Here is a 21,631-nt window from a genome sequence, read left to right on the forward strand (position 1 = left end):
AAATGTCATCAATTATCAAAGGTACAGACTACGACGACAACAACACTGTCAACGGCGACGGTAAACTCCACAAATCCTTAGTTGGACAAAATTGGACAATCAACGACCAAGGTCAAATTCAGCTTTCCAATGATACAATCTACGGCAATAAAGGCGATGATATCTTGTCAGGTCTCGACGGAGATGACATCCTCTACGGTGGCTACGGTGGCGATAAGCTAGATGGCGGCGCGGGTAACGATAAATTATACGGCGAAGCTGGCGAAGATTTGCTGTATGGAGGTGCTGGCAAAGATTATCTGAGCGGCGGACTTCACAACGATCATTTATTCGGAGGAAGCGGCAAAGATTATCTGATTGGTGGCGACGGTAACGATTACCTTGACGGTGCTAATTTTTCAGGTGCTGGTAACGGTATCGGCGGCGGAAGTGAATCGGATTCTCTCGCAGGCGGCGCGGGTGCGGACACATTTGTACTCGGCAACGTTAACAATGTTTACTATCTTGGCACCGGCTATGCTACGATTACCGATTTTAGTGTAGGTGAAGACAAAATTCAAATTAAAGGCAATTTCGCAGACGGCTATTCTCTCAAACTTGGCGATTGGAACGGCAACAATGTTAAAGATACTGGTATCTTCTACAAGGATAATTTGATTGGGGTTGTGCAAGACCAAAAATTATTGAGTGTCAACCCAAATCAAGTATTCTTATCCGCGCCTCCCATCCCTCTATAAGCTGTTGCTCATATAGATTGTGTATAGCGATTGAGTGGGAGAGGGGGAGAAGGGGAGAGGGGGAGAGGATTTGAAGATTTTCAATTGTCATCAAGATATACAATTTAAATGCACAACAGCTTAGTAGAGTTAAATTGCAAAAAACGCTTGCCTATCTTGAAATAATCTGGGTCTATCACTGTTGCGTCTGCCCGATATCTGCGGTTGACTTCATCTATCAAATTACGTTGACAATCGCGCTACGAAAGGGCGGGAAATTGAGTACCGCCCTTTATTTTAAAACCAGAGGCTTTTATGATAAAAATTGCTTTTAATCAACTCAAATTTAATAGATGTTTTTACACGAGTTTAACCTTAATTTGTGCTATCCTCTTAGGAGGCTTCGGAAAGGTTTTTGAGTCGAACAATAACACAGCTTTAGCGGAAGAAAGCATCCCCGTTAGCGGTAGCGGCGACGCGCAACTACAGCCGATTTTGCAATCCTTGACAGAGTTCATGCGCCACCGCTGCGTCGGTGCGGCTGTCCTCGGTGTTTCTGTCAAAGGTAAGCCCGTGGGTGTTTGGGGCTTGGGGCGCATGAAAGGTCGATCGACCTTGAGCGAAAATCCGGCTTGCGGCGACGATATGCAGGCTCCTCTAAGCGCGATCGTACCCGCAGACACCCCCATGCGTATGGGCAGCATCAGCAAGCCTGTCACCTTTGCAATGGTGCGCTGGGTGCTAAAACAGACGGCGCGCGATCGGGCTGGCTTAGAACTGACTGACGAGCAAATCGAAGGAATGAAATTGTTCGATCCCCAGCATTATCCGCCCCTAATTCCCGGTTTAAACAAGCAATATCCAGTCGCGATTATCCCTGAAAAATTGCACGCCGTATTTTCGGGGAAAGTCAAATTTCCCGTAGCAATTAAAGACCGTAATTGTAGCAATCTCAACTCAGGATTTGCCGACAAACAGTGGCAAAATGTCACCCTCGGACACCTGCTATCGCACCGATCTGGACTTCAGCGCAGCGCCCCCAGATACGGTGAAGACGTAACTGCAAATTTGGCCGTACTTCGCAATCTGAAAACTCCAGCCAATTTTAAATCACAAGAACAGCTACTTGTCAATGAATGGGGAAACAAATCTGTAAGTTTCGCTAAAAATCAACTCGGCATCTCTGCTAACGCAGGCTATTTTTTGCCAAGTCCTAATTTAGAAGAAACCATGCTGGTTTTGGCTGGGCGATGCCTTCAGTATCCCCTCGGTCAATATCATTATTCCAATACCAGTCCGGCATTTCCTACAATTATTATGCAGCAGCTTGTCGCTTCTGGCAGATATGCTGCTAAAACGGGTAAACCAGAAACTCATCAAGGCTCTGCTTTGGAGCTTTTCTTCAAAACAGAGTTGGGAATTCCTACTACGGCTACCAAGGGAATTTTTATGACCCAAGAAGTAGAAAATTTTAGCAGTCGCGAACCGGAAAAGCGCCACTGGAACGGAAAAAATTACTACGGGATGGGATGGGATTTGAAGCGGCCGCACTGTATTTGGAATGGCAGCTTTTGCGATTTTTCTAGTTGGATAAATACCAAGCCTGGGACGATAAATTGGTCTTGGAATTTAAGCCAAGTTCCTTTTTCCAACAGAAACACAGATTTGAGTCCCGGCACCGGTTCGTTAGCTGCGGAAGCTGGAGTTTTTCTCAAATTCATGTCACAATATTGGGTGGGCGGTTATGAAAATAACCCGCGCATCGGGGAAAAGCGAAATAATGTTTGGAATCGATATACTGCTCACAACGGAGCGCTCGATGGTACTCATGCTTGGGCAATTCAGTTAGGGGGAAAGAATAACCCGAAGGAGTGGAAATTGCCGCCTGTGGACGATGGAGGTCACATCCTTGATGATTTTGCTAATTTGAAGATGTATGCGGGTGTGTTGCCGGATGGAGTTGATATTTTTGTGGCGGTGAATCAGAGGGCGGATAAGAAGTGTGTTGATGCTAAAGGTTACAATTGCGGGGATGCTTACGGACTTTTGGATAATTTTATTTTGTACGGTGTTTCTCGGGTAAATTGGAATATGGTTGAGGCGAGTGCTGGTGCAAAATAATATTGATAGGTAAACCGCAGATGCGATGTGGATAAACGTAGATCGACGCAGATTATTCGTAGGGTGAGTCGCCATTCTTTAATCCCAAATTTCAATTGATTATCTAGCAAGCGACGCACCGATGGGAATCTTGTCAGGTGCGTCGCTATCAAATTGTCAGTATTGATGTAAGGATTGTCGATGGCGACGCACCCTACAAATACTGTCAACTGTCAACTGAATGAAGCTAAAATTAAGACTCAATTTAAATATGAGTTTTTGAACAAGCCCATGAATTTCCGCTTCCGACTGTGTACTTCCATCAGTTGAGTACGATAAGCAGACCACTCAACATTTCGCCCAGCTTGTAAATACGCAGCACGGGCTTTTTCTAGCCACTTAATCGCACTATCGTACTCGGCTGATTTCATTGGATTTAGAATCGATTCAGCGCGCTGACAAGCATTGGCGATTACCCAATCGGGGCGATGGGGAATTGCCGCCATCATCACTCGATGCACCAGTTGTGAACTGTAGGATGTGTCAACAAGGGCGATCGCCTCTTCAATCAGTCCCTCATGCAGAAAAATATCAACCTTCGCTTCGGCAGAAGTGTATTTTTGAGTGGTTTTTACAATTGCCAATAAATCGGCTTTCAAAGTTAAAAAATTATCTCCTGACAACTCCAGCAATGAAAGATAATCATTCAAGGAGGGTTGAATTTCAAAGACTTTAATTTTAGCACTAAATGCAGATTCTTTGTCTCCCAATTTATCGGCTAGTTCACTCATGAAAACTGCCAGTTTGTAGGTAGAATTGCCTGGCAAATCTAACCCCAATTGACAAATTTTTAGAGCTTCTTCTGAGTATCCGTCTGCTTCTAAAATTTGAACTAGAGCAAAAGCCTCTTCTACTGATGTCATCTCAGTTGCCGCAGCTTTCACAGCTTCTTCTATTCTACCCAAACGAGCTAACATGGTCAGATATTGTTGAATACAGCCTTCTGCTTGGGCTAGGTATAAGTATTCTTCGTCTCGATTCTGGCGATCGAGAATTTGCAATCGAGTCAAGGTTAATTCATGGGCATAATTTGGTGCATCATCATCCCAAATTTCTTGTCCAGTAAGGTTTCCCTCCAATATCTGCTGGAGAGGCGGATAGTCCCAACCTTGGCGTAAAGCTTCCAAACTCATGCTGAAATCACAATCCCATTCATCATTCCAACCTTCTAACATCACCTGGAAATCTATTTTTTCTTCAGCAGTTAGTTCGGCGGTCAAAATGGCTGCTGTCCAAGCTTCATCCAAAGCATTAGTAATTTCATAACTTTCAAAACCATATTCTTCTACGTCATCCCAATCATCAACGCAACCTGAAGTAATGGCTTCTAAAATTACTAAGGCGTTTTTGCCGTCTCCATTTTCGCTGAATTCCTGGGCTTGTTGAATTAGTTCTAAAATTTCTTCTGTAATCGGGTCTTCTTCATCATAACCATATTCATTCTCGCAATAATTCTCAGCTTGTCGGAAAATTTCTCGTACTTGTCGCCGAAAAGGAGCAGGATCGATCGCACTTTGGCGATGTATTTTCGTCAGTTGGTTTGTCGGCGCAGACACAGCGTTTGAATTAACGTATAGTTCGATCGCATTTATCAGCGCCGGTTCGTTGTCCACTAAATGCTCTACTAACTCATAGATTTGGGCGTCGTTGAGGCGAGAAAGCAAGTCTTCCAGCGTCTCGCCATGTTCAATTTTTTCTGGTTCTCGCAGACACAAAAACAGCGTAGCGATAATGTGTTTGCACCATCCATCGCCATCGTAAGGACAAGTGCAGAATACTCCAGATGTTAATCCGGCATCAGTAAAGGGTAGGGAAACACGGTAGGGTTCATATTGAGAACCGTATACTGTTGCTTGCACCATATTGCCACGGAGGACTGCGTTAGTAACACTGCCACTTAAATAGTAATCTTGGGCTCGGTTGAGCGATCGCTCAGAACTGTTATTCTTGATGATCGTTTTACTAAGTTTGGGAATTGGCATCACACCAGACCTCAGCAATTAAAGGGTTAGACTCGATTTTACTTCAGAAATGCACTTGGTCTAAGAATGGAACGGCTTATACCGAATCTGGTTTTATGACCATCTTGATTAATCAACCGCAAAGGCGCAAAGGGCGCAGAGAGAAGAGGAAAAATAAAAGGGGTAATCCAGATTTGGTATAAATAAGTCGGCGCTAACAGTATATAATCTTCTGAAGGTCATTTTAGACCCCAAAGCCCTTAAACAAGAGTTAGTATTTCCCATTATGTTAGACACTAAAAGCCTATTTAATGAAAGCTATTATTTGGCGAAAAACCCGGCTGTTGCTAGCGCTGTAGCCAACGGAAGCTTCCCGAACGCATTTGCACACTTCACCCAGTTCGGTCAATTTGAGGGTCGCAGCCCTAGCGTCCTATTCGACAGTAATTATTATCTCCTAAACAACCCCGATGTTGCGGCCGCCGTCAATAACAAAGCCACGACAGCAATACAACACTTCATTACTTTTGGAGAATCTGAGGGTCGCAATCCTAGCGAATTCTATAACAACAGCTATTACCTAGCAAAAAACCCCGATGTAGCTGCCGCCGTCGATCGCGATGAAATTACAGGTATTGGTCACTTCATCCTATTTGGTGAATCCGAAAATCGCAGTCCCAGCCCTTTCTATAACGATGGCTATTATCTGGGAAAAAACCCAGATGTGGCTGCTGCTGTTAAGCGCGACGAAATCACGGGCATCGAACATTATATTAAGTTTGGCGCTGCTGAAGCACGCGAAGTTACACCATTTATTAAGTCTGGCGATTCAACTTTGCCGAATGGCGTTGCTGCTGGAGATACCACCCAAAATTCAACGGTTTTGTGGACGCGGAGCACAGTTCTCGGTAATGTTGTCTTTGAATATTCCACCGATCGCAATTTCGGCAATATTCTCGGCACTCTCACGAATACAGCCACCGATATCGCCATGCCGGTGAAAGTCCAACTGACAAATTTAAAGCCAGCAACTCAATACTTTTATCGAGTGCGCGATACCGCTGGCACTTCAGCCGTCGGACAATTTCGCACTGCTGCTGAGTTGGGAAGTCGCCAAGGTTTACGATTTGGCGTGGCTGGCGATTGGCAAGGGCAACTAACTCCTTTTCCGGCGATCGCCAATGCACCAGAACGCAATCTCGACTTTTTTGTTCGCATCGGCGACAGCGTTTATGCAGACGATTTATCGCCGGATTTACCAGGAGTTAGGCAACCGAAAACTCTTGAAGAGTTTAACACCAAGCAGAATGAAGTTTACTCTCAGCGTTACGGTCTCAATACCTGGGCTAATTTGCAAGCTTCTACTAGCATCTATTCTACCTGGGACGACCACGAACTTACCAATGATTTTGCCGGGGGTGTAGCGCCTGCTGAGTCACCTCAGAAGGAAGGAATTTTCGGGACTGGCGGAGGTTTTGTCAATGATACGCCTGTATTTGACGACGCTTTGCGAGCATTTCAAGCCTACAATCCCATACGAGACGATTTTTACGGCAATACGACAGACCCCCGCACTGCTAACGAACAGAAGCTTTATCGCTACAATACCTACGGTAGTGATGCCGCTACATTTGTGTTAGATTTGCGATCTTTCCGCGATAATTCCTTAAAAAGTATTGCAGAAACTTCCGACCAGGCTACTGTTAATAAGTTCCTCAACGATGCCTTTACCCCGAATCGTACAATGTTAGGGGCGGTGCAACTTCAGGACTTGAAAAATGACTTGCTGAAATCGCAACAAAATGGCATTACCTGGAAAGTGATTATGTCAAGCGATCCGATTCAAAATTTTGGCATTCCCGTTGCAGGCGATCGCTGGGAAGGTTATGCGGCTGAGCGAACAGATTTGCTGCGTTTCATCAAAGAGAATAACATCAAAAACGTGGTCTTTGCCACCGGAGATTTTCACGGATATGTCGTGAATAACGTCACCTATCAAGAAGCAGCCGGTCAGCCGCAAATCCCCACGGATGTGATTGATGTAATGACGAGTCCCGTTGCGATTCAGTTGAATATTGGGCAAGGGCAGTTTGCCGCCCCCTTTGGCCCGGCAACAGTTGCTTTTACGCCCGCCGCCCTCCTGCCACAATCTGAAAAAGATCGCTATAATTCATTGCCAACAAGGGAACAAAAAGATGCCTTTGTCCGCAATATTCTGGATACTCGGACAGCGCCGCTGGGATACGATCCAGTAGGTTTGGAAGGTTCTGGGATTGATGCTAAACTGCTTCAGGGACAATATTTAGGAGTGCATACCTACGGCTGGAATGAGTTTGAGATCGCCCCTGGGACGCAGCAGTTGTTGGTCACGACTTACGGTGTTGAACCCTACACCCAGCCGCAACTTGATGCTAATCCACAGGCAATTATCAATCAAAAGCCGTTTATTGTGAGTCAGTTTGTGGTTAATCCTAAGTAATTGAATGGCTCGCTATCTTAAAAACGCTAGGATTAAACAGGAATAATCTTGATTTTCTAGAGTTCACATCGGGTTGAATTTTAGTAGAATAATTATTCCGAAAATAATTGGGACGCTGCTCAGAGCAACGTCCCAAAAAATGATTAAAAGGACTTTGGCAAGAGGTTTATTGTATTAAAATTAAGACAGCAAATTTTCAGATGAAAATTATGCAATCAACAACCGAAAGCCTGATGGGAAAGGTTACAACAACGCTAATAATTACCAATCGGTTAGATGAAGGGAAAGCAGAAGATGGTTTGATTCCGATTGAGCAAGTCAGGTCTGTGACTATAGCAAATGTTTTAATGGATACGGGCGCGACAACTTTGTGTTTGCCGAAAGATGTCATTGCTAGACTAGGTTTGAGAATCCTTAAACAATTGGTTGTGGAAACAGCCACAGGTATTAGTGAGGCAAGAATTTTTCAAGATGCTAAAATTTCTCTGTGCGGGCGCGAAGGCACGTTTGAGTGTTTGGAATTGCCAGAGGGGAAAACTCCGCTTTTAGGCGTGATTCCGAGGTCAGCGCTGGGAATTGAAGTGGATTTGAAAAATCAAAGTTTGAAGGTTTTGCCCGACGGGCCGACGGAAACCTATTTGACAATTCTTTGAGCTTATTGACTTTGGATGCTACCTATTCCAAAGGCAGCGCTAAGATGGTTAAGCACTGTTTTGCACTACTCTCATGTCCCAACGCGCCGAAACCTCACACAGCCAGCCAAGTGCATCCCACAATGGGCATCAGGTGACGACTTCTAACTCCAACAGCCAAAATACGATCCGGATTCGCGGTGCGAGACAGCACAACCTGAAGAATATCGATTTGGAACTGCCGCGCGATCGCCTGATCGTGTTTACTGGTGTCTCCGGTTCTGGTAAGTCTTCCTTGGCTTTCGATACAATTTTTGCCGAAGGACAGCGCCGCTACGTGGAGTCTCTCAGCGCCTACGCGCGCCAGTTTTTGGGACAGTTGGACAAACCCGATGTCGATGCGATCGAGGGGCTGAGTCCGGCTATTTCGATCGACCAAAAGTCAACTTCTCACAACCCGCGATCGACTGTCGGCACTGTTACAGAAATTTACGATTATCTCAGATTACTCTACGGCAGAGCTGGCGAACCGCACTGTCCGATTTGCGATCGCTGCATTGCGCCGCAGACAATTGATGAAATGTGCGATCGAGTGATGGCCCTTCCAGACGGCACTCGCTTTCACCTTCTGGCGCCCGTGGTGCGCGGAAAAAAAGGCACTCACCGCAAATTACTCTCTAGTTTAGCTTCCGAAGGATTTATTCGAGTCAAAGTTAACGGAGAAATTTTAGAACTTTCGGAAAATATCGAATTAGATAAAAATCATATCCACAATATCGAGATAGTTGTCGATCGGTTAGTTAAAAAACCGGGTTTAGAAGAACGTTTAGTGGATTCTCTAGCAACTTGTTTGCGGCATTCTGAGGGAATTGCGATAATTGAAGAGTTACCAACTGACGAAAATTCCGAACCAAATCCGCCGATCGTATTTTCGGAAAACTTTGCTTGTCCCGAACACGGCGCGGTGATGGAAGAACTTTCGCCGCGGTTGTTTTCGTTTAATTCGCCCTACGGCGCCTGCCCAAACTGTCACGGTTTGGGGAGTTTGCGGACTTTTGCGCCGGAGTTGGTGATTCCCGACGAAAAAGCGCCTCTTTATTGTGCGATCGCCCCTTGGTCAGACAAAGACAATTCCTATTATCTCTCTTTGCTGTGCAGCGTTGCTGATGCTTGCGGATTTGCGATCGACACTCCTTGGTTCCGCTTGAGGCCAGAACATCAGCGGGTGATTTTGTATGGAAATGAGTCCAAACAAACAGCAGAAAGTAAGAATAGAGACAGCAACGGCAACGATTTTAGGAGAGATTTTAAGGGCGTAATTTCCATGTTGCAGCGCCAGTACGATGATACTGGTTCTGATTTGATCAAACAGAAGTTGGAACAGTATCGAGTCGATCGCCATTGCGATGTTTGTCACGGCAAACGGTTGAAACCAGAGGCGCTGGCGGTGCGGTTGGGACAGTACGGAATTGTGGATTTGACGAGCATTTCGATTCGCGAATGTCGGGAGAGAATGGATAATTTGGGATTGAGCGATCGACAATTCCAAATATCCGATTTAGCCCTGAGAGAAATCAAAGCAAGGCTGCAATTTTTGCTTGATGTCGGGTTAGATTATCTGACATTAGACCGTGCAGCCATGACACTTTCTGGCGGAGAAGCCCAGCGAATTCGGCTCGCCACTCAAATCGGTTCTGGTTTAACAGGTGTCCTCTATGTTTTAGACGAACCCAGCATTGGACTGCATCAAAGAGACAATTTTCGCCTGCTGCAAACCTTAACAAAATTGCGCGATTTAGGCAATACTTTGATTGTAGTAGAACACGATGAAGAAACCATGCGAGCGGCCGACCATATTATCGATATCGGGCCAGGTGCCGGCGTTCACGGTGGCAAAATCATCTCCCAAGGCAGTTTAGAAAATTTGTTAGCGGCAGAGGAATCTTTGACCGGGGCTTACTTGTCGGGAAAACGAGTAATTGAAACTCCGAATGAAAGGAGAAAAGGCAACGGCAAAGCTCTCTCGATCAAAAATGCGACGCGCAACAATCTAAAAAATATTGATGTGGAAATTCCGCTGGGAAAACTCGTCTGTGTGACGGGCGTTTCCGGTTCGGGAAAATCCACTTTAATCAATGAATTGTTGTACCCGTCGCTGCAACACTATCTCACCAAAAAAGTTCCGTTACCGCCCGATATGGAAGCCCTCAAAACAAAGGGTGAACGCTCTCTTCAGGATGTAGTTGACAAAGTAATTGTGATCGATCAATCTCCCATCGGTCGCACTCCGCGTTCTAATCCTGCTACGTACACGGGAGTTTTTGATGTGATTCGGGATTTGTTTTGCGAAACCGTTGAAGCGAAGGCAAGAGGTTACAAAGCGGGGCAGTTTTCTTTTAACGTAAAAGGCGGAAGGTGCGAAGCTTGCGGTGGCCAAGGCGTGAACGTAATTTCGATGAATTTTTTGCCGGATGTTTACGTGCAGTGCGAGGTTTGTAAAGGTGCGCGCTACAACCGGGAAACGCTGCAAGTAAAGTATAAAGGTAAGTCGATTTCTGATGTTTTGAACATGACTGTGGAGGAGGCTTTGGAAATGTTTAAAAATATTCCCAGGGCTGGTATCAGACTGCAAACTTTGGTGGATGTTGGTTTGGGTTACATTCAGTTGGGACAGCCAGCACCGACGCTTTCTGGGGGTGAAGCGCAGCGGGTGAAGTTAGCAACGGAACTGTCGCGCCGCGCTACTGGCAAGACGCTTTATTTGATTGATGAACCCACGACTGGTTTGTCGTTTTATGATGTTCACCACTTGCTAAATGTGCTGCAAAGGTTGGTGGATAAGGGTAATTCAATTTTGGTAATCGAACACAATTTGGATGTGATTCGGTGCTGCGATTGGGCGATCGATTTGGGCCCGGAGGGGGGAGATAAGGGAGGCGAGATTATTGTGGCGGGGACGCCGGAGGATGTGGCGGCAAATCCTCGGTCTTATACTGGCAAGTATTTGCAAGCTGTTTTGCAGCAGCATCCTTTGGGGAGTGCTGTAGCTGTTAGCTAATACTCAATACAGCACCCAATTTTTGAGGAAGGGAGATGCTGATGGGGAGTAAGAAAGATGTGCTATCGAGCTGCGGTATTGTTTGATTATATTCCTTATTGTACCGCAACTGCGATACAATGATAAGTTAGCTGCCAAGCCATCAAGCCAGTTGCTATAGCAGTCCTAAATCAGTCGCAAAATTGATCGAGATCAGAATCCTTGTAGTACAAGCATCTTTCTCGCGTATGGTTTTGCAAATCATTTAGGATTGCTATATGAAGAACACAAGTTATAAAATAAGCTTGGTACTCTACTACGTTGGCTATACATTCAAGGTAAAAATATGAGCGACATGATTTCGGTATTTGATCAACCCAATGATGGACTTTTTTTTGCACATTTGCGTGGTTCAGAAATGCACTGGTTTTTTGTGCAAGGGGCACAAGCGCTGCGCAAGGATCTATATATACCAGGAGTCTTATCGCTCATCAATGGTATAGAGGCAACCCTCCGAATAACCATTCATCAACTTGAAGGCAAGTCCTTTAACGAAGATCTGAACAATTATAAGTTGCTGAGTAATTGTCTGATAAATCAAGCAGGCGACAAGGGAATGCCAATTCGATCCCTAGCATTTCCAGGTGAAAGTGACTTTATTGCAAATTTAGCAACAACTAAACCTAACCGTGTAGATGTCAAGATCGTTGCCCTAAGAAATGATCTTTGTCACGGAAACGTGGCTCCTTTTATCAATCGAGAACTTGGTGAGGATATACTTTTTTTTACGCCTGAATGTCTTCGAGAGACATCACAAATATTATTATCAGTATCAAAGCAATGGGTAGAAGAATTGAGCCGATTTCGTCAAGCCACTCTTGGCTGCTAACAAGGGCTTGCAGCAGACGGTGCTCTGCGCCCACAATATCGCGGTGATTTTGAAGGCTAGAAGCAACCCGACTGCCTTTCCGATCTACAGGTTCGCCGCTGCTGAAGCCCAAGCCGTTAGGCTTAATTTTGAAAAAGATTTGGCATCTCTTCAAGCGCCTCTTGCTCCCGTTTTAAGATCGAGTTACTATAAGTTCTATGCGTATTTTGTCCCGCAGCACCTTGCGAAACTTCTGGGAAACTCATCCAGATGCCTCAGAAGCACTAAAAACTTGGTACTACGAAGCGTCTCACGCCGATTGGCAGAGTCCAGTCGATGTTAAGTCCGCTCATCGTAATGCTAGCATCATTGCGAACAATCGTGTTGTGTTTAACATCAAAGGCAATTCCTATCGGCTGATTGTTGCCATTCGTTATGACATCGGCATTATTTTTATCCGCTTTATTGGCACTCATGGCGAGTATGACAAGGTAGATGCAGAAACAATCTAAACACAAATTGATATATGGAAATACGTCCAATTAGAACCCAAACTGACTATCAGGAAGCCCTTCGAGAGGTTGAGTTGCTGTTTAATGCAGATCCTAATACACCTGAGTCCGATCGCCTAGATGTGCTCAGTACCCTAGTAGAAGCTTACGAGAAGGCACACTTTCCGATCGAAATCCCCGATCCAATTGCAGCCATTCAATACTACATGGACGCCCGCGGATGGTCTGGTAGCGATTTGGAACAATGTATTGGCAGTCGAGCTAAGGTGTCTGAGATATTATCTCGCAAACGCTCCTTGACTCTGGAAATGATTCGGAAGTTGAATCAAGAGTTAGGAATTCCCGCTGAGATTCTCATCCAGCCCTATGAGTCGCTACAAACCTCCGCCTAACAATAGAACACCATATTTTGGTTGGTTTGTAATTTTCCAGTGCACAGACAATGCACCCGAACAGTCACAAAGCAGGATTTTGGATGAAAGATTAACTATCTTGAATTGTGGGAGATATTGCCATATTTTCTGCTTGTTTCTGCATGAATTCAATGTCCGATCGCAACCAAGTGCGGGGCCCCCTACATTCATGAGCAACTAACAGCCCCCACAGCCCTTTTTTCGTTAAAATTGGCACGACTAAATTGGCGCGCACCTTCATGCTACGGAGAAACTCTCGGTGGCATTGGTGAATTGGTTCTGTTTCAATATCTGCAATTGCTCTGACTCGGCCGGCTTGGTACAAAGCAGCATATTCGCCGTTAAAACAGTCGTCTGGCCCGGTTGAGCCTAAGATTGAGAATTCGATCGCACTTAACGTCTCGCAGGTAACTTGACCTTGCCACTGCCTGTAAAAATAATATAGCACCGCGCGATCGCTCTGCAAAACTTCTCGAATGTCGTATAGGCATTTTTCAACTAATACGTCGCGCTTGAGCTGATCTGTCAAGCGGTTAACAATGTGTTGCAGGCGATCGCCAGACATAATCTTAACTCCTTTAATTCCTAGTGGACTCGCAAGTTCTATATTATTTAACTTGCCTCCTCAAAAATTGTCAACTTTTTGATGCTCGGGATTCTCGCCCGCTCGAAAATAAGTTATTTTTAGCTTGAGAGTTGTCGAAACGAAAGTAACATTATACTAATATTTTTACTGAGAGCGCAATTCTTTCAGGAAACGGGCGGGACACCTGTCCCATACAGGAATCACCAAATCACGAAGGGCGATCGGTCATTTTGAATTCTTCAATTCTTTAATCTAAAATCTCAACTTATTTGACGGCTAAAATCACTCTATAGTTAGAGGAACTATCTAATATGTCTGTGCTAAAAGCTACTTGGAAACACGAATCGATCGCGACAAATAATATCAAGCTTCATTGTGTTACTCAAGGTTCAGGGCCGCTGATGCTGATGCTGCACGGATTTCCCGAATTTTGGTATTCTTGGCGTCATCAAATCCCGGAATTTGCATCAGATTATAAAGTTGTTGCTGTGGATCTCAGAGGTTACAACGACAGCGACAAACCCGAGGCTAAATCTGCTTATGTGATGGCAGAATTTGTGCAAGATGTCAAGGGAATTATTCAGGGTTTGGGATACAAAAGTTGTGTCTTAGTTGCCCACGACTGGGGAGGCGCGATCGCCTGGAATTTTGCTTATGCTTATCCCGAAATGGTGGATAAATTAATTGTGATGAATCTACCGCATCCGGCCAAGTTTGCTGAAGGGTTGCGCACTCGCCAACAATTACTGAAAAGTTGGTACATTTTTTTGTTTCAGTTGCCATTTTTGCCGGAATTCTTAATTAAGTTGGACGACTATCGGGCGATCGCCCTTGCTTTTGAAGGCATGGCTGTTGACAAAAGCACCTTTACCCCCTCAGACATCCAAGCTTACAAAGATGCGGCGGCTAAACCGGGCGCTCTGACTGCTACGATCAACTATTACCGCAATATTGCTCGCGGATTTCTCGATCGCCAGAATTGGGGTGTCCTCCAAGTTCCGACGCTGATGATTTGGGGCGAAAATGATAGCGCCCTCGGCAAAGAGTTAACCTACGGGACTGAAGATTACGTGCAGGATTTTCAGATTCAATACATTCCCAATTGCAGCCACTGGGTGCAGCAGGAACAGCCGCAGTTAGTGAATCGCTACATGAGAGATTTTTTGGCAAGCCAAGCTGTTTGATCCGATATTTCGGACATTCTCCCAATAATCAAAGGTGTTCCCAGTGATGACGTTAGTTTTCACTGGGAACACCTGTTATTAGGGAAATTCAACGGACATGATATTAAATCTCAGTACCGGATCTCCCTAGCCTAAAATATCGTCGATCGAGCTGATAAAGCTTGGTCAGGTAAAATTTTCGATCGGCAGCCAAGAAACAAATCCGATCGTTGCAAAGCGTCCGTTAACTTTCTCGGCATACTTGGTAAATCCGGTGATAAATGTGCTGTCTGCATACATCTTTTGTTCGGGGCTGGGAATGCAAGTCCTCAGATTTTTATGAGGACTTTCCACCATCATTAAACACCAGCTTCATTAATGACTTCTGGAGAATTATCAGGTTGAAGTTGAGTTGGTTGCTGGAAAATGGCAAAGATTGCTCGCACCACAAATACCACCATCACCAATGCACCCAGAGCAAAAACGATATCGCCCGGAATACGCAACCACACTGTCCACTGCATCCAAGCAGACCCAATTACCTCTGCACTGCGCGCATACCAAGTGCCGTGATTTACCGACTGCACTAATTGATAAAAGCCATTGGGAATTAATCCCAACACTAACATCATCACCAGTCCTCCATTCAGCAACCAAAAGGAAACCCGCAACAGTTTTTCATTCCAAGCCCGATCGGGTACAATCTCTCGCAAGGCGAATAGCATTAACGCTATTGCCAGGGAACCATAGACACCAAATAGGGCAGAATGCGCATGAATTGGAGTGATGTTCAAGCCTTGGGAGTAATAGAGGAAAATTGGTGGATTAATCAAGAATCCAAAGACGCCCGCACCTATCAGATTCCAGAAGCAGGTTGCCAGGAAAAAACGCATAGGCCAGCGATAAAAACCTTCTGCTTCTTGGGAAAAACGCAGGGTTTTGATTACTTCAAAACCTATCAGAGTTAAGGGCACTACTTCTAGGGCAGAAGCCACAGAACCCATTGCTGCAATAAATGAAGGCGTTCCTGCAAAGTAAAGATGGTGCAGCGTTCCAATCACTCCACTGCCTAGATATAAAATCGTAGTTAGATAGGTGGCTCGCAGGGCGGAGGATTTCTTCAAAAATCCTAATTCGCTGCATAAATAGGCGATCGTTACAGTCGCAAAGACTTCAAAAAATCCTTCTACCCAAAGATGTACTACCCACCAGCGCCAATATTCGGCTACGCTCAAGGCAGTATGGTTTGTGTACATTAAACCTGCTGAGTAAAACAGAGGAATAGTAATCGCACTGTAGAGAAAGAAATGATTGAGTCCTGTGCGATCGGCATCATTTTTTAAGGCTGGCTTGAGAGCGCGATACATCAGCCACAGCCAGAACACCATGCTAGCAATTAATAGCAATTGCCAAACGCGCCCTAATTCGATATATTCATAGCCTTGATGTCCCCACCAGAAACTGTTTTCTCCCAGCAGTCCCTGAATTCCCGCCCAAGAACCAACGAGAGAACCGACAACAACTACTGTGAGCGCGATTAGCAATATCCCATTTCCCCAACCTTGTCCCTTCGGTTCGTGTTTGCCAAAACGGGGTGCGAAATACAGTCCGGCGGCCAGCCAACAGGTGGCGATCCAAAAGATAGCTAACTGTAAATGCCAGGTGCGAGAAGCGGCATAGGGCAGGAATGTTTGGAGAGGAATGCCATAAAATCCATCTCCTTCTACGGCGTAGTGAGCCGTCACCATGCCCATAATCATTTGCATGAGAAATAAGGCCATAGCCACTCCAAAAAATAGGCTAGTTACCTTCTGGCTGGGGGTGGCTAAACGAATTGCGGGACGGGTTGCTACGGTCAAAACATCGTCTGCTTCTTCCTGAGTGATGTAAACTAACAGGAAAAGCGCGATCGCCGCTATCAGGACTATGACTGACACAATCGACCACACGATAAACTGACCGGGCGGTTGATTCCCCACTAGGTCATCGTGGGGCCAGTTTGCGGTGTAAGAAAACGGGGCATTGGGACGGTTGGCTACGGCCGCCCAAGCTGTCCACGCAAAAAATGCGGTGACATCATGGATTTGGCGATCGTCTTTGAACCAGCCATCAGGAATGGAGTGGATGCGCGAACCGTGAGACAGCAACTCTTGGTAGTCCTGAAAGACTTTTTGCAGACCCAATGTTTGGGCATTTGTGAGAGCTAAAGTATCGGTTTCTCGATCGTAACGGTTGACCTTAAAGTCACCTTGAACCCGTGCTTGGAGACTTGCCCGTTCCGGTGCTGGTAGTGCCTCTAAATCGCTTTGAGAAAAGTTAGGATCGTTCTGATATAGAACTCCCGCCGTTCCCAGCGCCCAGCGGTGCAAAACATCAGCACTCCAATCGGGAGCCAGATAGCTGCCGTGTCCCCAAATGCTGCCGATATGCTGTCCGCCCCGTCCTAAATAGGTGGTTTGTCCGTGATCGATGTCTTCTGCGGTGATAATGATTTCCTGTTGGGGAGAAGTCATGGCGATCGGAATCGGAGGCGCGTTTTGACGGATGGCTGCTCCTGCTCCTAATAGCACCGTGAACGAGATAATGCAAATCAGCGTCAACCATGCTGGTAAACTAAAGCCTTTTTTTTTGGAGCCATCTGCTATTGCAATGCCAATAGTTGAATTTGCCATAGTGATATTTTTCCTTTTGTATGTATTGTGATGTTACTTTTGTTTTGGTGCAGGATTTCTGCGATTGAGTGTTATTTAATAACGAGCTTTTCAGATGCCATATTTTCTAAGTTTCAGAATAGACTAAAGCGCCTTGAGGTTTTTACATTTCAGCTTGGTTGAGATAGGTATGACAGTTTGTCTCTCGACAATTGTGACATATAGCAATCCTAAATGATTATACTCGTTACCAGGCTCTGCCTGGGAACCAGTTAACCAGTTCTTGAAAATGATTTAGGATTGCTATAGGATTGCTATATAGCCTTTCTCAGAAAGATGAGGTACGCGAACGGGATATGGGATATGGGATATGGGATATGGGATATGGGATATGGGATATGGGATATGGGATATGGGATATGGGATATGGTGTAGGGCATACCTCACTTTTTTGAGAACCGCTATATCTGTAGTTACGTTTAACTCTCTTGCCCCAATAATCTAGACGCAGTTGATTCTAAGGGCTATTGCTAATAAAAGTTAACTAGCTTTGATGAATTTATTATTTCTTGAGTCTCAAAAATCTCTACAATCACCTATTTATATAGGTTTTGAGGCATAATTTAGTTGTCTGCCGTTTTGCTTAATAAGAATGTTTTTAAGAGCATTTATTAAGAATTGTTTAAAAAAACTAGGCTGCTGACAGGTTTGGCTTACAATCCCGATCGCAACTAGCTACTGAGTATCAGTTTCAATAAATGCCATGAAGTTAAAGTCCCCCAAGTCTGTGAATCCGGGTTGAGTTTTCGTTTGTCTGGCGGTAAGTTCGATCGCTGGTACTGTCACTGTTAATTCTAACTTGCAAGAAATGCCCCTGCGATTGACAAGCCTTCGGCTTGCTTCGGCGACGCTCAGCACAAGTCGCTCAGGCTAAAATGACTAATGACTCATGACTCATGATTACCTGCTATATTTGTAGGCTTGATTTAATCATTAGTCATTAGTCTCGTGTTCTCAAAGATAACTATTCGGAATTTGACGATCGCCTTTTTAATCGCCCTCATCCTTGAGTTGTGCAGCCCGATCGCCATTTTTGCTCAAAACATCGAAACAATCAAATTCTCCGGCACTCCTGCGGGTGTCAGCACTCGCTACATCGGTGCTGTCGAGGGCAACATCAACTTTGACCTCAAAGATTTACAAGATTTAGGAATTAATACCTACCGCATTTACGGCGGGATGTCCCGGTGGGAACCCGAAGACGATGACGGTAAATACGGCTGGCCGGAAATCTCCCAAATTAAGGCAAATCCCAATATAATTAATTGGGCGCATTGGGATCAGATTATGACCGATCCGCCCCAGGGTAGCGATTATTGGTGGTCGGGAGAACCGGACACACTTTGGCAAGGCAATGCGAGGACTATTTTTAATACTCTGAAACAAGCAAATATTCGCCCGGTTGTCAGCATTCGCAATGTTGACAGTAGCTGGAATCCTTCCTGGGCGCTGCAACTGAATCCGCCCCGAACTAAAGAAGATTGGAACGAGTGGTGGGAACACGTGTTTGCTACTGTTTATTGGCTAAATGTTCGCAATGACTACGGCGTTGATGATTGGGAAATTCACAACGAACCGGATAACCGGGAACAGGGTTGGGGTGGGACTAGGGCAGATTATTTTGAATTGGTGAAAGTGGCCAAAGATGCGATCGACTTTGTTTACAAAACTTATTTGCCTTCGCGCACATACCGCATCCACGGCCCGAAAACCGTAGGCGGCAGCAATTGGCCTGCTGATGCTTTGCGAGAAATTCCCAATTATTTCGATACAGTCAATGTCCACAATTACGACGCAGATATTTCTAACTACACTCGCAAAGTGCGCGGCTGGATGAACGGTAGTATCCGCGCTAACTCGCAGCTTTGGGTGGGAGAATGGGGAAGTTATCAAATTAGCTATAACGATTTATCTTTAGCTTTAAGTTTGATTAAAAATTTGATTCGAGGTTCCCAACCGGGGGATAATTATATTTACGGCAGTCACATATTCTGTTTGTACGACTGGGGAAAGCCGGGACTGGCAGAAGGTTTGCTGGGCCCAGGCGGCAAGCGGCGCGCGGGCTACTATGCTTTGCGGATGGGGATTCGGGCTTTGCAGGGCCCGAAAGCTACCTTTTTTCCTGTCACTAACAGTGCTAATTTAATGGCAGTTGCCACTCGCGATGCTAGCAACAATGTTTATTTGCTGGCTGTGAACGACCAAGCAAAATCTTATACTGTTAATGCCGATATTTCTGCTCTGATCAAAGGTGGTAATGGCACGGTGCGGGAGTTCAGTCTGAAGGCAATGGATGAGGTTGTTGGTAGCTTAACGCTGAAGGACGGTAATGCGACTTTTGCGGTGGCGGGGAATAGCGCTATTCTCATCAAGTTCGATCGCCCGAATTGAATCTAAAATCCTCTGGATCAGTCGATTTGAGATTTGAAATTTTCCATTTTTAGATTTGAGATTTACTTCACAGATGAATCTGGTAGCTTGAACTTTGGTCTAAAATTTTGGGATCAGCGCGACTGAAGTCCGGGGCTTGTACCCGTTTTTGGGCGGGGTCAGAATTGGGATAAGATAGAATTAGTCATGATGGGAATTATTGATTTTCTGCCTGTTTTGCCCTCGAAGCCTGGAACCCTGGAACCCTCGAACTCTTAATTAGACGGTTGAAATACCTAAATCGTGATGTTGTGATTCTCCTCCTGTCGCTGGTAAATTGGTAGCGTGTAGGTATCTTGCCTCCAACAGAATCCGAGCGAGAGTTTTGTTGAAGACGAGAAAGTCGGGTGCAGTCTAGACGATCGCAGAAATTCTTGCTCGTAAATCCGCAGCAGTTAGGCTAGGCAAGGAATTGCCGGCAATCCCACAGTCCGCCCTCTGGGGCGGAAACTGCAACGCAATCCTTGGACAGAGTTACCCATCAATAGACTTTTTGGGTAACTCTCTAGCGAGTCTTTCAATAACGTCACTAAGACTGCTGGCGGTAAGCTGAACCCGCTGTTCGTCTAACCACTTAGTGGCAGTCTCAGTCAGACTCAGATTGATTTTACGCTTAGGCTCGCTATAAATCTTTTTTCTCGACATTTTGACGTTCCGTATTAATTCCGTATAGAATAAGGATAATGCAAAAACGAAGCAAAGTAAATGTTACTCAGTTTCAAGACGGAACTAAAACCCAATAACAGGCAGGTGTCTAGATTTCGCCAGCATTGTGGAGTCGCTAGACACGCCTACAACTGGGGTAACGCTTTAATCCTGCAAGCTTTGGAGGAAAGGGGAACCGACAAGACAGTCAAAATCCCTTCTGCCATTGATCTTCACAAGCGCTTAGTGGCAGAAGTCAAGCCATTGTGTCGGTGGTACTACGACTCTTCCAAGGCAAGCCCTCAGCAAGCTTTAGCCGAATTGAGGACAGCTTGGGACAGGTGTTTCAAAAAGGTATCTAAGCAACCTAGGTTCAAGAAGAAGGGTGTATCGCACGACTCCTTCTATCTAGAGCAAGGAAGCAAAGCAAAGCCAGGAATAAATAACGACGGCAAGCGGATTAAATTACCTAAGATAGGTTGGGTCAGGTTGCACGAACCACTACCAATTACTGCTTTTCACAATTGCGTAATTAGTCGTAAAGCAGACAGATGGTTCATTGCGTTTAAGTGCGAAATAGAAAAACCCGTCCCTGCACCTGACCGCCCGACTATCGGAGTTGACATCGGCATCAAGACGCTAGCAGTCTGTTCCAACGGTCAAGTCTTTGACAATCCAAAGGCTTACCGTCGAATGAGTCGCAAGATGAAACGCCTACAACGGCGCGTCAGTAAGCGAGTCAAGGGTTCCAAGAACCGGAATAAAGCCGTCTCGAAGCTAGCTAAACTGCACTTAAAAGTGTCCAATATCCGAAAAGATGCTATCCACAAGCTGACAACTTACCTCGCCAAGAAACACGGCGAAGTCATAATTGAAGACTTGCACGTCAAGGCATTTTTAAAGAATCACAAACTTGCTGGTGCAGTCGCGGATTGCGGAATGTACGAATTCAAACGTCAACTCGAATACAAAACCCAAAAGTTTGGCTCTAAGTTGACGCTTGTGGATCGATTTTTCCCGAGCAGTCAAATCTGTTCAAGTTGTTGCAATCATCGGCACAAGATGCCGTTAAAAGTCCGAGTGTTTGAATGTCCCAACTGCGGAAACGTACAAGACCGTGACTTGAATGCAGCTAGAAATATAGAACGTTGGTTTGAAGGTATTTGTGTGCCCGAACGTTCAGAATTGGCGGTGAGTTCCACCGTGGCAGCCTGCGGAGTAGACAAACCCGACAACAGTCATGTTGTCGCTACGAAAGAAACAGGAAGTTAACACTCCCGGCTACCTATGTCCAGCTAAGTCTAGACTTGGGTAGCTT

Annotated in this window: 16 protein-coding genes; 11 read left to right on the plus strand and 5 right to left on the minus strand. The window is 45.4% G+C overall.

The window, feature by feature from the left end:
- Positions 1-2 precede the first annotated feature (2 nt).
- Both QUB66_RS03575 and QUB66_RS03580 read left to right on the plus strand, forming a co-directional pair.
- Positions 3-737: a calcium-binding protein gene (locus tag QUB66_RS03575; RefSeq protein WP_332965877.1), complete on the plus strand. Its 735-nt coding sequence runs from the start codon at positions 3-5 to the stop codon at positions 735-737.
- Positions 738-1,031: 294 nt separating this feature from the next.
- The gene (locus QUB66_RS03580) at positions 1,032-2,837 is read left to right on the plus strand and encodes a serine hydrolase (RefSeq protein WP_332965874.1); all 1,806 of its coding nucleotides are present in this window, start codon (positions 1,032-1,034) and stop codon (positions 2,835-2,837) included.
- Between the two features lie 239 nt (positions 2,838-3,076).
- On the opposite strand, the gene QUB66_RS03585 is transcribed toward QUB66_RS03580, so the two are convergent.
- The gene (locus QUB66_RS03585; protein ID WP_332965872.1) at positions 3,077-4,858 is read right to left on the minus strand and encodes an SWIM zinc finger family protein; all 1,782 of its coding nucleotides are present in this window, start codon (positions 4,856-4,858) and stop codon (positions 3,077-3,079) included.
- A gap of 265 nt (positions 4,859-5,123) precedes the next feature.
- Between QUB66_RS03585 and QUB66_RS03590 the strand changes: the two genes are divergently transcribed.
- The 6 genes from QUB66_RS03590 (at position 5,124) to QUB66_RS03615 (ending at position 12,757) form a co-directional block, all read left to right on the plus strand.
- Positions 5,124-7,316 (plus strand): alkaline phosphatase D family protein, encoded by a 2,193-nt coding sequence (locus QUB66_RS03590; RefSeq protein WP_332965871.1) that lies wholly within the window; start codon positions 5,124-5,126, stop codon positions 7,314-7,316.
- Between the two features lie 209 nt (positions 7,317-7,525).
- Positions 7,526-7,969 (plus strand): retroviral-like aspartic protease family protein, encoded by a 444-nt coding sequence (locus tag QUB66_RS03595; RefSeq protein WP_265239383.1) that lies wholly within the window; start codon positions 7,526-7,528, stop codon positions 7,967-7,969.
- A 73-nt stretch (positions 7,970-8,042) separates the two neighbouring features.
- Positions 8,043-11,006, plus strand: coding sequence for an excinuclease ABC subunit UvrA (gene uvrA, locus QUB66_RS03600; RefSeq protein WP_332965869.1), 2,964 nt, complete (start codon positions 8,043-8,045; stop codon positions 11,004-11,006).
- A gap of 325 nt (positions 11,007-11,331) precedes the next feature.
- On the plus strand, positions 11,332-11,874 hold the full coding sequence (locus tag QUB66_RS03605) for a hypothetical protein (protein ID WP_332965868.1): 543 nt from the start codon (positions 11,332-11,334) through the stop codon (positions 11,872-11,874).
- Between the two features lie 197 nt (positions 11,875-12,071).
- On the plus strand, positions 12,072-12,365 hold the full coding sequence (locus tag QUB66_RS03610; protein WP_332965867.1) for a type II toxin-antitoxin system HigB family toxin: 294 nt from the start codon (positions 12,072-12,074) through the stop codon (positions 12,363-12,365).
- A gap of 14 nt (positions 12,366-12,379) precedes the next feature.
- The gene (locus tag QUB66_RS03615; protein WP_332965865.1) at positions 12,380-12,757 is read left to right on the plus strand and encodes a helix-turn-helix domain-containing protein; all 378 of its coding nucleotides are present in this window, start codon (positions 12,380-12,382) and stop codon (positions 12,755-12,757) included.
- 91 nt (positions 12,758-12,848) lie between these two features.
- Here the strand turns inward: QUB66_RS03615 and QUB66_RS03620 are convergent, their stop codons facing one another.
- Positions 12,849-13,343, minus strand: a complete 495-nt coding sequence (locus QUB66_RS03620) for a GAF domain-containing protein (protein ID WP_332965864.1) — start codon at positions 13,341-13,343, stop codon at positions 12,849-12,851.
- A 332-nt stretch (positions 13,344-13,675) separates the two neighbouring features.
- On the opposite strand from QUB66_RS03620, the gene QUB66_RS03625 reads away from it, so the two are divergent.
- Positions 13,676-14,548 carry an alpha/beta fold hydrolase gene (locus tag QUB66_RS03625; RefSeq protein ID WP_332965862.1) on the plus strand — a complete coding sequence of 291 codons (873 nt, stop codon included), beginning with the start codon at positions 13,676-13,678 and terminating at the stop codon, positions 14,546-14,548.
- 165 nt (positions 14,549-14,713) lie between these two features.
- On the opposite strand, the gene QUB66_RS03630 is transcribed toward QUB66_RS03625, so the two are convergent.
- The 3 genes from QUB66_RS03630 to QUB66_RS03640 form a co-directional block, all read right to left on the minus strand.
- On the minus strand, positions 14,714-14,887 hold the full coding sequence (locus QUB66_RS03630; protein ID WP_332965861.1) for a hypothetical protein: 174 nt from the start codon (positions 14,885-14,887) through the stop codon (positions 14,714-14,716).
- Positions 14,887-17,199 carry a nitric-oxide reductase large subunit gene (locus QUB66_RS03635; protein ID WP_332965860.1) on the minus strand — a complete coding sequence of 771 codons (2,313 nt, stop codon included), beginning with the start codon at positions 17,197-17,199 and terminating at the stop codon, positions 14,887-14,889. Before QUB66_RS03635 ends, QUB66_RS03630 begins: the two co-directional genes overlap by 1 nt.
- 714 nt (positions 17,200-17,913) lie before the next feature.
- The gene (locus QUB66_RS03640) at positions 17,914-18,096 is read right to left on the minus strand and encodes a hypothetical protein (RefSeq protein ID WP_332965858.1); all 183 of its coding nucleotides are present in this window, start codon (positions 18,094-18,096) and stop codon (positions 17,914-17,916) included.
- Between the two features lie 90 nt (positions 18,097-18,186).
- On the opposite strand from QUB66_RS03640, the gene QUB66_RS03645 reads away from it, so the two are divergent.
- Complete coding sequence (locus QUB66_RS03645) at positions 18,187-19,629, plus strand: hypothetical protein (protein WP_332965857.1); 1,443 nt, start codon at positions 18,187-18,189, stop codon at positions 19,627-19,629.
- 744 nt (positions 19,630-20,373) lie between these two features.
- Positions 20,374-21,585: an RNA-guided endonuclease InsQ/TnpB family protein gene (locus QUB66_RS03650; protein ID WP_265239792.1), complete on the plus strand. Its 1,212-nt coding sequence runs from the start codon at positions 20,374-20,376 to the stop codon at positions 21,583-21,585.
- Positions 21,586-21,631 lie beyond the last annotated feature (46 nt).

It is taken from the genome of Microcoleus sp. A2-C3 (genome assembly GCF_036706065.1).
Taxonomy (GTDB): domain Bacteria; phylum Cyanobacteriota; class Cyanobacteriia; order Cyanobacteriales; family Microcoleaceae; genus Microcoleus.